This is a genomic window from Pseudomonas sp. BN607 (assembly GCF_029871175.1).
Taxonomy (GTDB): domain Bacteria; phylum Pseudomonadota; class Gammaproteobacteria; order Pseudomonadales; family Pseudomonadaceae; genus Aquipseudomonas.
The window spans coordinates 404,609-417,658 of record NZ_SSOE01000056.1; the positions used below are offsets into that span (position 1 = coordinate 404,609).

General features: G+C 62.9%; 10 protein-coding genes. 5 read left to right on the forward strand and 5 right to left on the reverse strand.

Annotated elements, in window-relative coordinates:
• The gene (cydB, locus tag E8E68_RS15810; protein WP_266032259.1) at positions 1-1,008 is read right to left on the reverse strand and encodes a cytochrome d ubiquinol oxidase subunit II; all 1,008 of its coding nucleotides are present in this window, start codon (positions 1,006-1,008) and stop codon (positions 1-3) included.
• Positions 1,009-1,011: 3 nt separating this feature from the next.
• Positions 1,012-2,448, reverse strand: coding sequence for a cytochrome ubiquinol oxidase subunit I (locus tag E8E68_RS15815; RefSeq protein ID WP_266032258.1), 1,437 nt, complete (start codon positions 2,446-2,448; stop codon positions 1,012-1,014).
• Positions 2,449-2,794: 346 nt separating this feature from the next.
• Here E8E68_RS15815 and E8E68_RS15820 point away from each other — a divergent pair, with 346 nt between their 5' ends.
• The 3 genes from E8E68_RS15820 to trmA all read left to right on the forward strand — a co-directional run bounded on the left by E8E68_RS15820 (position 2,795) and on the right by trmA (position 6,591).
• Entirely contained in the window at positions 2,795-4,015 is a 1,221-nt protein-coding gene (locus tag E8E68_RS15820; RefSeq protein WP_110742504.1) for an MFS transporter, read from the forward strand.
• Between the two features lie 198 nt (positions 4,016-4,213).
• Entirely contained in the window at positions 4,214-5,509 is a 1,296-nt protein-coding gene (locus E8E68_RS15825; RefSeq protein ID WP_266032257.1) for an NCS2 family permease, read from the forward strand.
• Positions 5,506-6,591, forward strand: a complete 1,086-nt coding sequence (gene trmA / locus E8E68_RS15830; RefSeq protein WP_280342751.1) for a tRNA (uridine(54)-C5)-methyltransferase TrmA — start codon at positions 5,506-5,508, stop codon at positions 6,589-6,591. Before E8E68_RS15825 ends, trmA begins: the two co-directional genes overlap by 4 nt.
• Before the next feature lie 42 nt (positions 6,592-6,633).
• Here the strand turns inward: trmA and pcaG are convergent, their stop codons facing one another.
• Together pcaG and pcaH are read right to left on the reverse strand one after the other, a co-directional pair.
• A complete protein-coding gene (pcaG, locus tag E8E68_RS15835) occupies positions 6,634-7,239 on the reverse strand; it encodes a protocatechuate 3,4-dioxygenase subunit alpha (RefSeq protein WP_003251601.1) in 606 nt (201 codons plus the stop codon).
• Between the two features lie 10 nt (positions 7,240-7,249).
• Positions 7,250-7,969: a protocatechuate 3,4-dioxygenase subunit beta gene (pcaH, locus tag E8E68_RS15840; RefSeq protein ID WP_051100860.1), complete on the reverse strand. Its 720-nt coding sequence runs from the start codon at positions 7,967-7,969 to the stop codon at positions 7,250-7,252.
• 199 nt (positions 7,970-8,168) lie between these two features.
• Here pcaH and E8E68_RS15845 point away from each other — a divergent pair, with 199 nt between their 5' ends.
• Together E8E68_RS15845 and E8E68_RS15850 are read left to right on the forward strand one after the other, a co-directional pair.
• Positions 8,169-9,062 (forward strand): neutral zinc metallopeptidase, encoded by an 894-nt coding sequence (locus E8E68_RS15845; RefSeq protein ID WP_110742501.1) that lies wholly within the window; start codon positions 8,169-8,171, stop codon positions 9,060-9,062.
• A gap of 271 nt (positions 9,063-9,333) precedes the next feature.
• The gene (locus E8E68_RS15850; protein ID WP_280342757.1) at positions 9,334-11,253 is read left to right on the forward strand and encodes a methyl-accepting chemotaxis protein; all 1,920 of its coding nucleotides are present in this window, start codon (positions 9,334-9,336) and stop codon (positions 11,251-11,253) included.
• A gap of 118 nt (positions 11,254-11,371) precedes the next feature.
• On the opposite strand, the gene ggt is transcribed toward E8E68_RS15850, so the two are convergent.
• On the reverse strand, positions 11,372-13,039 hold the full coding sequence (gene ggt, locus E8E68_RS15855) for a gamma-glutamyltransferase (protein WP_266032254.1): 1,668 nt from the start codon (positions 13,037-13,039) through the stop codon (positions 11,372-11,374).
• Between the last annotated feature and the right edge of the window lie 11 nt (positions 13,040-13,050).

The window sequence follows — 13,050 nt, forward strand, 5'->3', positions numbered from 1 at the left end:
CTAGTGATAGCCGTCTTCGTGGGTCACCTTGCCGCGGAACACGTAGTAGCTCCAGAAGGTATACATGAGGATGAACGGCAGGATGAACAGCGTGCCCACCAGCATGAAGCCCTGGCTCTGCGGTGGCGATGCGGCATCCCAGATCGAGATCGACGGCGGAATGATGTTCGGCCACAGGCTGATGCCCAGGCCGCTATAGCCAAGGAAGATAAGCACCAGGGTGAGCAGGAATGGCGTGTAGTGCGCATTGCGCGCCACCGCCTTCAGTAACCCGTAGAAAGTCACCAGCACCAGCAGCGGCACCGGCATGAACCACAGCAGGTTGGGCATGCTGAACCAGCGGTCGGCGATCTGCGGGTAGGCAATGGGCGTCCACAGGCTGACGATACCGATCACTGCCAGCAGCACCAGCGCCAGTGGCCGGGCAATGTCGTGCATCGTTTTCTGCAGCGACCCTTCGGTTTTCATGATCAGCCAGGTGCAACCCAGCAAGGTGTAGGCCACGATCAGCCCCAGCCCGCTGAACAGGCTGAACGGGGTCAGCCAGTCGAGCGTGCCACCGGCGAAATGCCGGTCGACCACCTTGAAGCCCTCCAGGAAGGCGCCCAGTGCCACGCCCTGGAAGAAGGTGGCAATCAGCGAACCCCAGATGAACGCCTTGTCCCAGATATGCCGCTTCTCGGCGGTGGCCTTGAAGCGGAACTCGAAGGCCACGCCGCGGAAAATCAGACCAATGAGCATCAGGATCAACGGCAGGTAAAGCGCTTCGAGCACCACCGAATAGGCCATCGGAAACGCCCCGAACAGCCCCGCCCCACCCAGTACCAGCCAGGTTTCATTGCCGTCCCACACCGGGGCGACGGTGTTCATCATCACATCACGGTCATGCTCGCCCTTGACGAACGGGAAGAGCATGCCGATCCCCAAGTCGAAACCATCCATCACCACGTACATCATGACGCCGAAGATGATGATCACGGCCCAGATCAGCGGAAGGTCGATACCCATGGCTCAGTTCCCCTTGTTCAGGCTGACGGTGTTGGCCTCGTGGCCATCATCGGCGGCGGACAGCGGCCGCGCCGGGGTGCGTTTGGTGCCAGGGCCACCGGGGTTGGTCTCGTCCCCCTCACCGGTCTGCGGGCCTTTGCGCACCAGGCGCATCATGTAACCAAGGCCAGTGCCGAACAGCGCGAAGTACACCACCACGAAGGCTACCAAGGTAAAACCGAGCTGGGCGTAACTGTGGTTGGACACACCGTCGGCGGTGCGCATCAGGCCGTACACCACCCACGGCTGGCGGCCGATTTCGGTGGTGAACCAGCCGGCCAGCACTGCGACCAACCCGGAGGGCCCCATCCACAGCGCCACATGCAGGAACGGCCGAGAGCTGTAGAGCGTGCCGCGCTTGCGCAGCCACAGGCTCCAAAGGCCCACGAAGATCATCAGGAAGCCGAGGCCGACCATGACCCGGAACGACCAGAACACAATGGTTGAGTTGGGTCGGTCTTCAGGCGGGAACTCCTTCATCGCCGGGACCTGTTTGTCCAGGCTGTGGGTCAGGATCAGGCTGCCCAGCGCCGGAATTTCGACCTTGAAGCGGGTAGTCTCGGCCTTCATGTCGGGGATGCCGAACAGGATCAGCGGGGTCGGCTCGCCGGGCACGTTTTCCCAGTGCCCTTCGATCGCCGCAATTTTCACCGGTTGGTGCTTGAGCGTATTGAGCCCGTGGAAATCGCCGATCACAGCCTGGATAGGGGCGACGATCAGCGCCATCCACATGGCCATCGACAGCATCTTGCGCACTGCCGGGTTATCCCGCCCACGCAGCAGGTGCCAGGCCGCCGAGGCACCGACGAAGAACGCGGTCGAAACGAACGCAGCCGTGGCCATATGCATCAGGCGGTAGGGGAACGAGGGGTTGAACACCACTGCCAGCCAGTCCACCGGTACCACCCGGCCATCGATGATCTCGTGGCCTTGCGGGGTTTGCATCCAGCTGTTGGAGGCCAGAATCCAGAACGTCGAGACCAACGTGCCGAGTGCCACCATTACCGTGGAGAAGAAGTGCAGGCCACGGCCGACACGGTTCCAGCCGAACAGCATGACCCCCAGGAAACCGGCCTCGAGGAAGAAGGCGGTGAGGACTTCGTAGGTAAGCAATGGGCCGGTGACGGCGCCGGCAAAATCGGAGAAGCGGCTCCAGTTGGTGCCGAATTGATACGCCATGACCAAGCCCGAGACCACGCCCATGCCGAAGTTGACGGCGAAGATCTTCGACCAGAAATGGTAGAGGTCACGATAGACCTGGTTGTGGGTCCGCAGCCAAAGGCCTTCGAGGACTGCCAGGTAACTGGCCAAACCAATGGTGATGGCCGGGAACAGGATGTGGAACGACACGGTAAAGGCAAACTGCATTCGGGCGAGCTCTAAAGCCTCTATTCCGAACATGGTGCTTCCTCTTCAGATAATCCGGCGTCTGGGCTTGTGGCCCCGTCGCCCACTGCCCCCACTTGGTCGAGCACGGCGCGTTGGAATTGTTCTGTTCGATCGCAGGGATTCCGGCCCATAGGGCCAACTCGTTAGCTCTGGAACGATTGACCCAGATCAACGACTGCTAGGAAGCATAGTCCCGAATGGCCAGATGGGCCGTGCGGTTGATTGCCGCGTGACCGGTTGCCCCACCCTCTATCGTGCCGCGTTGAAAGCTGCCGATTCGGGCAAACAGTAACCGCTTGTTACAAACAGATGATACGCTGCGCCCCCTCCTCTACTGCGCCGAGGCCCTTGGTTTCCGATGTCCGATTCCGCACCGCAGTTGTTGCGTCACCACCGCCCTTTCCTGGCTTTCTGGCTGGCCCGTGTGTTCACCGCCAGCGGTTTTCAGATGCTCACCGTGGCCATTGGCTGGCATCTCTACCAGTTGACCGGCAACGTGCTGGACCTGGGCCTGGTCGGCCTGGTCGAATTCGCCCCACGGGTGCTGTTCATGCTGCACACCGGGCATGTCGCCGACCGCTATGACCGGCGCAAGGTCGCCGCCGTGTGCCAGAGCCTGCAGGGGCTGATTGCCCTGGCGCTGGCCGTGGGCAGCGCCACCGACAACGTCACCCGCGAGCTGATTTTCGCGTTGGCCTTCGTGCTCGGCGCGACGCGCTCGTTCGAAATGCCCGCGACCCAGGCACTGTTGCCCAATGTGGTGCCGCCCAGTCTGTTCCCCCGGGCAGTGGCGGCGTCGGCGTCGGCCACGCAGTCGGCGACCATCGTCGCGCCAGCGGTGGGTGGCTTCTTGTATGCCTTCGGCAGCATCTGGGTATACGGCCCCACCGTGGCCCTGTACGCCATCGCCTGCGTACTGACACTGAGCCTGCAGGCGCGCGGCCAGGTCGCCCAGCGCGGGCGTGCCAGCATCGAGTCGCTGCTGGCGGGCATCCGCTTCATCCGCAGCCGCCCCGACATCCTCGGCGCCATTTCGCTGGACCTGTTCGCCGTGCTGCTGGGCGGCGCCACGGCGTTGCTGCCGGTATTCGCCAAGGACATTCTGCTGACCGGCCCGATGGGCCTCGGCCTGCTGCGCTCGGCACCAGCGGTGGGCGCGTTGCTGATGTCACTGTGGCTGGCGCGCTTCCCGTTCGAGCGCAACGTCGGGCGCACCATGTTCACCGCCGTAGGCATTTTCGGTGTGGCAACCATTGCCTTCGGCCTGTCGACCTCGTTCTGGTTCTCGCTGGCGGTGCTGGTGGTGCTGGGCGCGGCAGACATGATCAGCATGGTCATTCGCAGTTCATTCGTGCAGCTGGAAACGCCCGATGAAATGCGCGGGCGCGTGAGCGCGGTGAACGGGCTGTTCATTGGTGCTTCAAACCAGCTCGGTGAGTTCGAATCCGGGGTGACGGCGCACTGGTTTGGCACAGTGCCAGCGGTAGTGATGGGTGGGGTGGGCACGTTGGTGGTGACCGGGGTGTGGATAAAGCTATTCCCCACACTGGCCAAGCGGGACCGGTTGCATAACGGCTGATGGGTTGCCTGTTGTGGCGCGATCGCCTGCACAGGCTGCGAAAACCCATTCCCCAACGGCCATAGGCCCCCGCCATGCATGCTGGTATGATGCGCGGCTTTTTTCCGCCCCACACAAAACCACGGCAACCGGTACGGTCTGTGCTTTGCTGATGGGGTCGATACATTCATGGCGCCGGGGGCGCCTTGGGGAGCGGGCATGCTGGAAAGGCTGTTTCAACTAAGAGCACACAACACCAACGTGCGCACCGAGATTCTCGCGGGCGTCACTACCTTCCTGGCCATGGCCTACATCCTGTTCGTCAACCCGAGCATTCTCGGCGAGACCGGCATGGACAAGGGGGCGATCTTCGTTGCCACCTGCCTGGCCGCGGCCATCGGCTCCACCACCATGGGCCTGATCGCCAACTACCCGATCGCCCTGGCGCCGGGCATGGGGCTGAACGCGTTCTTCACCTACACCGTGGTGCTGCACATGGGCCACACCTGGCAAGTGGCGCTGGGTGCAGTGTTCCTGTCGGCGGTGATGTTCTTCCTGCTGTCGATCTTCCGCATTCGCGAATGGATCGTGAACAGCATCCCGCTGCCGCTGCGCTCGGCAATTGCCGCTGGTATCGGCCTGTTCCTGGCGCTGATCGCGCTGCATAACGCGGGTATCGTCGTCGATAACCCGGCCACCCTGGTAGGTTTGGGTGACCTCAAGCAACCGGCTCCGGTCCTCGCTACCCTGGGCTTCTTCCTGATCGTCGGCCTGGAGTCGCTGAAGGTCCGCGGCGCCGTGCTGATCGGCATCCTGGCAGTGACCGTCGCTTCGATCGTGATGGGCGTTACGCCATTCGGCGGCATCGTGTCCATGCCACCATCGCTGGCGCCGACCTTCCTGCAACTGGACATCGCTGGCGCGCTGGACGTGGGCTTGGTCAGCGTGATCTTCGCCTTCCTGTTCGTCGACCTGTTCGACAACTCCGGCACCCTGATCGGCGTGGCCAAGCGCGCAGGGCTGATGGGCAAGGATGGCCACATGCCGAAGATGGGCCGTGCCCTGATCGCCGACAGCACCGCCGCCATGGCCGGTTCGCTGCTGGGTACTTCGACCACCACCAGCTACATCGAGTCCGCTGCTGGCGTGAGCGCCGGCGGCCGCACTGGCCTGACCGCCATCGTCGTTGCCGTGCTGTTCCTGCTGGCGCTGTTCTTCGCCCCGCTGGCCGGTAGCGTACCTGCCTTCGCCACTGCCCCGGCGCTGCTGTTCGTCGCAGTGCTGATGGCCTCGGGCCTGGCAGAAATAAACTGGGACGACGTGACCGAAGCCGCGCCGGTTGTAGTGACTGCCCTGGCGATGCCGCTGACCTACTCGATCGCCAACGGCATCGCCTTCGGCTTCATCTCCTGGACTGCCGTCAAGCTGATTTCGGGCCGCCACCGCGACCTGAACCCGGCGCTGGTGATCCTTTCCATCCTGTTCGTCATCAAGCTGGGCTGGTTCAACGCATGAGTGCTGCTTTCGACCCCTCCTCCTACGCCACCCAGCTGGACGCCAAGGTGGCCCGGCTGCGCGAGCTGCTGGCGCCGTTTGGCGCGCCGGAGCCGGCTGTTTTCGACTCGCCGCGCGAGCACTACCGCCTGCGCGCCGAGTTCCGCCTGTGGCGCGAGGACGGCCAACGCCACTACGCCATGTTTGCCCCGGGCGAGAAGCACAAGGCAATCCTGATCGAAGACTTCCCAATCGCCAGCCAGCGCATCAATGAGTTGATGCCACGCCTGAAGGCGGCCTGGCAGGCTAGCGAAGCGCTGGGCAACCGCCTGTTCCAGGTGGAGTTCCTTACCACCCTGGCTGGCGATGCCATGGTCACCCTGTGCTACCACCGCCCGCTGGACGAGGCCTGGGAAGTGGCGGCGCGGCAATTGGCCGAGGACCTGGGCGTGAGCATCATTGGCCGCTCCAAGGGCAAGCGCCTGGTGATCGGCCGAGACTATGCGGTGGAAAAACTCGACGTGGCCGGCCGTGTGTTCAGCTATCGCCAGCCGGAAGGCGCATTCACCCAGCCCAACGGTGCGGTGAACCAGAAGATGCTCAGCTGGGCCTTCGAGGCGATGGGCGAGCGTGAGGATGACCTGCTGGAGCTGTATTGCGGCAATGGCAACTTCACCCTGCCGCTGGCCACTCGCGTGCGTCAGGTACTGGCGACCGAGATCAGCAAGACGTCAGTCAATGCTGCGCTGAGCAACCTCGACGAGAACGCTGTGGATAACGTGCGGCTGGTGCGTTTGTCGGCAGAGGAGCTGACCCAGGCGCTGAATGAGGTGCGACCGTTCCGTCGCCTGGAAGGCATCGACCTGAAGCGCTATCAGTTCGGTACCGTGTTCGTCGACCCACCCCGGGCCGGGATGGATCCGGATACCTGTGAGCTGACCCGGCGTTTCGAGCGGATCCTGTACATCTCGTGCAACCCCGAAACACTGGCGGCGAACATTGCCCAGTTGCAGGATACCCACCGCATTGAGCGTTGCGCGTTGTTTGACCAGTTCCCGTATACCCATCACATGGAGAGTGGGGTGCTGCTGGTTCGGCGCTGATCGTCGGATCGCTGGGGCTGCGTTGCAGCCCCAGGCGTTAATTCAGAAGTCGAAGAACACCGTCTCCCCTTCCCCCTGAATACGGATATCGAAGCGATACGCCGTCTTCCCGTCCACTTCGCAACGCTTGGCAATCAGCGTCTCGCGGCGCTGCGGCTGCTCGATCAGGTTGAGCACCGGGCACTTGGCATTGGCCTGGGCCTCATCATCGAAATACAGGCGCGTGTGCAGGTGGATGTTGATCCCCCGCGCGAACAGGCTGATGTTGATGTGCGGCGCCATCGGCACGCCAGCGGCGTTGTTCACCACACCCGGCTTGACCGTGTGCAGGGTCCATTCGCCGGCATCGAAGGTGGTGGCGGTGCGGCCAAAGCTGTTGAAGGCGTTTTCCAGGTTGTAGGCATCCTGGTACTCGCCATTGGCATCGGCTTGCCACACTTCCAGGAACGAGTCGCGCACCAGGTGACCGTTACCGTCGTATACCTGGCCGAGCAGCAGAATATGCTCGCCCGGCGCGTCCGGCTTGGCCAGGCGGTTCCAGATTTCCTGGTCGCGGGTTGGGTTGCCGGCCGCTTCCAGGGCCAGGCCGATGTGCACGTAGGGGCCGGCGGTCTGCGAAGGGGTTTCCGGCAGCAGTTCGATTGGCATGGCGGGGTCCTCAGCAGTTTTCGAAGTGGGTCTTGCGCTGGCCGCGCAGCACGATGTCGAAGCGGTAGGCCAGGCAGTCCATCGGGTTGGCGTTGCTCATGTCGAGCTTGGCGATCAACTGCTGCACGGCTTCAGGGTTGGCGATCGACTTGACGATCGGGCACATCGGGATGAGGGGGTCACCTTCGAAATACAGCTGGGTGATCAGCTTGGTGGCAATCGACGGGCCGCTGATGGCGAAGTGGATGTGCGCCGGGCGCCAATCGTTCGGGCCGTTGCGCCATGGGTACGGGCCCGGCTTGATGGTGCGGAAGCTGTAGTAGCCATCACGGTCGGTCAAGCAGCGGCCGACGCCACCGAAGTTCGGGTCCAGCGGTGCCAGATAGCGGTCGTTCTTGTGGCGATAGCGGCCGCCGGCGTTGGCTTGCCACATCTCTACCAGGGTATTCGGCACAGGCTTGCCGTACTGGTCGACGACGCGGCCGGCAACGATGATGCGCTCACCGATCGGCAGGCCACCGTTGTTGAAGTTCAGCAGCAAGTCATGGTCGTGGGCGCCGAAGCCCAGGTGGGAAAAGTCCGGACCAGTGGTTTCACTGATCGACTGTGGAATGCTGACCAGTGCCTGGCGCGGCGAGCGGGCAATGGACGTCTTGTAGTCAGGCGTAAGGGCTTTAGGGTGCCAGTTGCGATCACGGATCACGAAGCGGCTGTTGTCCTGGGCGGGCATGCCGGTTTCCTCTCTTGGAATTATGAGAACGCCTGGGCGTGGCAGGCGGACTTGCAGTTTCGAGCATGTCGCGCGCGATGAATATTGAATTGAGCTGCTTTAAACATAACCATTTGGTTATGGGTTAACACCTTGGTCTGACACCAGGCGCAGTCGTGGACTAATCTTGTCTACTTGTTTCACGCTCCGGAGAGCATTCATGGAATGGCGAAAAGGCCGACGCAGCGACAACGTGGTCGATGCCCGAGGCGAAGGTGGCGGTGGCGGCGGCATGCGTTTCGGCGGCGGCAAGGGGCTGGGCCTCGGGGCAATACTGCTGATTGTCGGCATCGGCTGGCTCACCGGGCAGGACCCGTTGCAGATTCTTGGCCAGCTCACCGGCCAGATGGAGCAGCAACAACAGCAGACGGCGCCCAGTGGGGCGGGCGGCAAGGCGCCACCGGCAAATGACCAGCAAGCCGAGTTCGTTGCCTCGGTCCTGGGCGATACCGAGGACACCTGGAAAGCGCTGTTCGCTGAAGCCGGCAAGCAATACCGCGACCCTAAACTGGTACTGTTCAGTGGCCAGGTCAATTCAGCCTGTGGCTTTGCATCGGCGGCGGTGGGACCGTTCTACTGCCCGGCGGACCAGCGGGTTTACCTCGACATGTCGTTCTTCCGCGAAATGGAAACCCGCTTCGCGGCAGCTGGTGACTTCGCCCAGGCTTATGTGATCGCCCACGAAATCGGCCACCATGTGCAGACCTTGTTGGGTGTTTCGGCCAAGGTCGATGCCGCCCGCCGCAGCGGTCAGCGCATGGAGGGTGACAACGGGTTGCTGGTGCGCCAGGAACTGCAGGCCGACTGCCTGGCCGGGGTATGGGCCTACCAGGCACAGAAGCGCCTGAACTGGCTGGAGCCGGGTGATGTCGAGGAGGCACTCAACGCAGCCAATGCCATTGGCGATGACCGCCTGCAACAGCAAGGCCGTGGCCGCGTGGTACCGGACTCGTTCACCCATGGCACCTCGGCGCAGCGGGTGCGTTGGTTCAAGGCCGGGTTTGCCCAAGGTGAGGTGAACAGCTGCGATACTTTCAGTTCGCGCAACCTCTGATACCCGGCCCGACAGGCTGACGCGGTCGCTTCAGGAACGGCGGTAGCCGCGAACACTGGCAAAGCTGGTGCCACCTACCGCGTCGCCTGCTTCGCGGGTGAACCCGCTCCCACAGCGCCCGCGCCAGAGCGCTTGCTCATATTTTGCTGAAAAAGCGTTTCAGCTTCCGCATTCATTGCCGATAACCCCTGCACGAGTCAGCGGGCACCCAGAACAACAACGCCTGGCGATCGAAGATCAAGCGAGCGAAAACTACTTCTGGAGAGCGTGCATGAACAGCTGGTTCGCCAACATCAGCGTCAACCTCAAACTCGGCCTGGGCTTCGGCCTGGTGCTGGTCCTTACCGGCCTGCTGGCTCTGACCGGCTGGACCAGCCTCGGCAGCCTGATCGATCGCAGCAACTGGATGGGTGACATTGGCCAGCTGAACAAGGACCTCACCGACCTGCGCATCGCGCGCCTGCAGTACATGATCGCCAACGGCGACGATGCTGCAGCCGCCAACACCCAAGCCAAGTTGGACGCCTTCAGCAAGCAACAGGCCTACCTGGCCAGCACCTTCAAGAGCCCGGAAAACGTCAAGCTGCTGGGTGAACTGGGCGAGACCATCAGCGCCTACAAGTTGTCGCTGAACAAGATGCGCCAAGGCTACGACGCTACCCGCTCCGCACGTACAGCCATGGACAGCTCAGCCTCCCGCGCCGACCAGGCCATGGACGTGCTCAGTCAGGAAGTAATGGCGCGCCCAGAAGCCGACAGCACGCGCCTGGCCCAGTACCAGCTGATCAGCAAGGCCCGCCAGCAACTGCTGCAGGTGCGCATCGACGTGCGTGGCTATATTGCCGACAACAGTGCCGCCAACGAGCAAGCCGCTCTGCGCCAGCTGGACGCCGCACTGGCCGATGTCGACAACCTCAAGCGCCAGCTGCCTACCGAAGAAGCTCGCCTGCAACAGTTCGAAAGCGCGGTGCTGGCCTACCGCAACGCCGTTAGCCAGTTCCGCGACGCGGTCGCCAACATCACCACCTCACGCGCCGAAATGACCGTGCAGGGTGCCGATATCGTCAAGCGCAGCGATGCGCTGTACAAGATCCAGCTGGAGCGCCGCGACATCGAGAGCAGCCAGGCTCGCAGCCTGCAGGCCATCGCCACGCTACTGGCGCTGCTGGTCGGCGTGCTGGCAGCGGTGCTGATTACCCGTCAGATCACCCGCCCGCTGCACGACACCCTCGTGGCGGTGGAGAAGATCGCCAGCGGCGACCTCACCCAGCACCTGCGCGTCACCCGCCGCGATGAACTGGGTGTGCTGCAACAGGGCATCGCGCGCATGGGCACGACCCTGCGCGAGCTGATCAGTGGCATCCGTGATGGCGTCACGCAGATCGCCAGCGCCGCCGAAGAGCTGTCGGCAGTCACCGAACAGACCAGCGCCGGCGCCAACAGCCAGAAGGTTGAGACCGACCAGGTGGCCACCGCCATGCACGAAATGGCCGCCACCGTTCAGGAGGTCGCGCGCAACGCCGAGCAGGCCTCGCATGCCGCCACCAATGCCGACGACGAAGCCCGCGCTGGCGACCGCGTAGTGGGTGAAGCGATTGGCCAGATCGAGCGCCTGGCCGAGGACATGCATCGTTCCACCGAGGCCATGAATCTGCTGCAGCAGGAAAGCCAGAAAATCGGCAGCGTGATGGACGTGATCAAGTCGGTAGCCGAACAGACCAACCTGCTGGCGCTCAATGCGGCGATCGAGGCGGCACGTGCTGGCGAGGCCGGGCGTGGTTTTGCCGTGGTCGCCGACGAAGTGCGTGGCCTGGCCCAGCGCACGCAGAAGTCCACCGAAGAGATCGAAGAGCTGATTGCCAGCCTGCAGCAGGGTACTCAGCAAGTGGCGAACGCCATGCAGGGCAGCCGTACCTTGACCGACAGCAGCGTCGAGCTGGCACGCAAGGCCGGCGCCTCGTTGGAAAACATCACCAGTACGGTTTCGGGCATCCAGTCGATGAACCAGCAGATTGCTGCGGCGGCGGAGCAGCAGAGTGCGGTGGCTGAAGAAATCAGCCGCAGCATCCTGAATGTGCGGGATGTGTCGGAGCAGACCGCAGCGGCCAGCGACGAGACAGCAGCATCGAGTGTTGAGCTGGCACGGTTGGGTGGGCAGTTGCAGATGCTGGTCAGTCAGTTCCGCGTCTGACCTTCGGCGCTGGAGAGACACAAGGCCGCTACCCCATTGATCGACGTATGCCGGTCTTTGGGGAAGCGCCCTTGTGTCGCGCCAGGAAGGCAAGGCCCTCCCGGCGTGCTGACAGGTATTACTTGACGATCATCCCCACCCCACGCCCACGTGGATCGGAAGCAGTCTCCAGCTTCGCACCCTCCACCCGTATCGCCTGGATATCGCCCATCTCCCAACCCTGGTCTTCCAGCACGTAGCCCATCGTCTTCAACTCATCAGCCACCGGCCCGGTCAGCGGGGCATAGCTGTCAAAGTAGATGGTGTCCTTGGGCAGCAACTGGTGATGCACGCGCTGCGCCGCCACGGCCTTGTCCAGCGGCATGCCGTAGTCATACAGGTTATTCATCACCTGGAAGATCGAGGTGAAGATCCGCGACCCGCCCGGGGTGCCGATCACCAGCTCGACCTTGCCGTCACGGGTCATCAGGCTGGGGCTCATGGACGACAGCATGCGCTTGCCCGGTTCGATGGCGTTGGCATCGCCACCGACCACACCAAAGGCATTCGCCGCCCCCGGCTTGGCGCTGAAGTCATCCATCTCGTCGTTCAGCAGGAAGCCCGCCCCCTTCACCACCACGCCACTGCCGTAGTCGAGGTTGAGGGTGTACGTGTTGCTGACCGCGTTGCCCTGTTTGTCGACGATCGAGAAATGCGTAGTCTGGTGCGGCTCCAGGCCCGGCTTGACCTTGTCGGTGTCGGAAATGGCCTTCGGGTTGACCTGCGCAGCGCGCTTGGCCAGATAATCCTTGGCCACCAGCTTGTCCACAGGCACTTTTGTGAAAGCTGGGTCGCCGAGGTAATCCGCCCGGTCGGCGAACACCCGCTTCTCGATCTCGGCCAGCAAATGAATGTACTGCGCCGAATTGTGCGCCACCCCCTTGAAGTCCGCCGCGCGGTCTTCCTTGATGCCCAGCAGCTGGGCCAGGGCAACACCGCCGGAGCTTGGCGGTGGCGCGGTGTAGACCACGTTGCCACGCCAGCTCACGGCCATGGGCTCACGCCATACGGCCTTGTAGTCCTTCAGGTCTTCTTTGGTGATCAGGCCCTTGTCGGCCTGCATCTGGGCCACCAGCAAGTCGGCGGTCTTGCCCTGGTAGAACTCGCTTACGCCCTTGTCGGCGATACGTTCCAGGGTCTGTGCCATTTCCGGCTGCTTGAACAACTCGCCGACCTTCATGTTGCCAAAGTAGTCGTTGAAGTTGGTCGCGGTCTTGAACATGCCTTGGGCATCGTTGCGGTACTGGTATTGCTTTTCCGCCACCTTGAAGCCGTTTTTCGCATAGCCGATGGCCGGGGTCAGCAGCTCGCTCCAGGGCAGCTTGCCGAACTTCTTGTGCGCCTCCCACAGGCCCATCACCGTGCCGGGCACGCCAGCGGCGCGTACACCGACCAGGCTAAGGTTCTCGATCACCTCGCCCTTGTCGTCCAGGTACATGTTGCGCGTGGCAGCCTTGGGCGCAACCTCGCGGTAGTCGAGGAAGTACGGCTTGCCGTCAACGAAGAGGGTCATGAAGCCACCACCGCCGATGTTACCGGCCTCGGGGTACGTCACCGCCAGGGTGAATGCCGTGGCCACTGCAGCATCTACCGCGTTGCCGCCCTTTTTCAGGATATCGGCGGCTACCTGTGCACCATATTGATCAGGTGCAGCCACCGCGCCGCCCTCCAGATTGGCGGCGTAAACCGAGGAACAGCTCAGGATCGCGGCCGCGAGAGCCAGGTACTGGAACGGAACAATACGCATGACACTTCCTT

Coding starts and splice junctions, on each gene's coding strand:
- cydB (WP_266032259.1), bottom strand. CDS start 1,008: ATGGGTATCGACCTTCCGCTGATCTGGGCCGTGATCATCATCTTCGGC.
- E8E68_RS15815 (WP_266032258.1), bottom strand. CDS start 2,448: ATGTTCGGAATAGAGGCTTTAGAGCTCGCCCGAATGCAGTTTGCCTTT.
- E8E68_RS15820 (WP_110742504.1), top strand. CDS start 2,795: ATGTCCGATTCCGCACCGCAGTTGTTGCGTCACCACCGCCCTTTCCTG.
- E8E68_RS15825 (WP_266032257.1), top strand. CDS start 4,214: ATGCTGGAAAGGCTGTTTCAACTAAGAGCACACAACACCAACGTGCGC.
- trmA (WP_280342751.1), top strand. CDS start 5,506: ATGAGTGCTGCTTTCGACCCCTCCTCCTACGCCACCCAGCTGGACGCC.
- pcaG (WP_003251601.1), bottom strand. CDS start 7,239: ATGCCAATCGAACTGCTGCCGGAAACCCCTTCGCAGACCGCCGGCCCC.
- pcaH (WP_051100860.1), bottom strand. CDS start 7,969: ATGCCCGCCCAGGACAACAGCCGCTTCGTGATCCGTGATCGCAACTGG.
- E8E68_RS15845 (WP_110742501.1), top strand. CDS start 8,169: ATGGAATGGCGAAAAGGCCGACGCAGCGACAACGTGGTCGATGCCCGA.
- E8E68_RS15850 (WP_280342757.1), top strand. CDS start 9,334: ATGAACAGCTGGTTCGCCAACATCAGCGTCAACCTCAAACTCGGCCTG.
- ggt (WP_266032254.1), bottom strand. CDS start 13,039: ATGCGTATTGTTCCGTTCCAGTACCTGGCTCTCGCGGCCGCGATCCTG.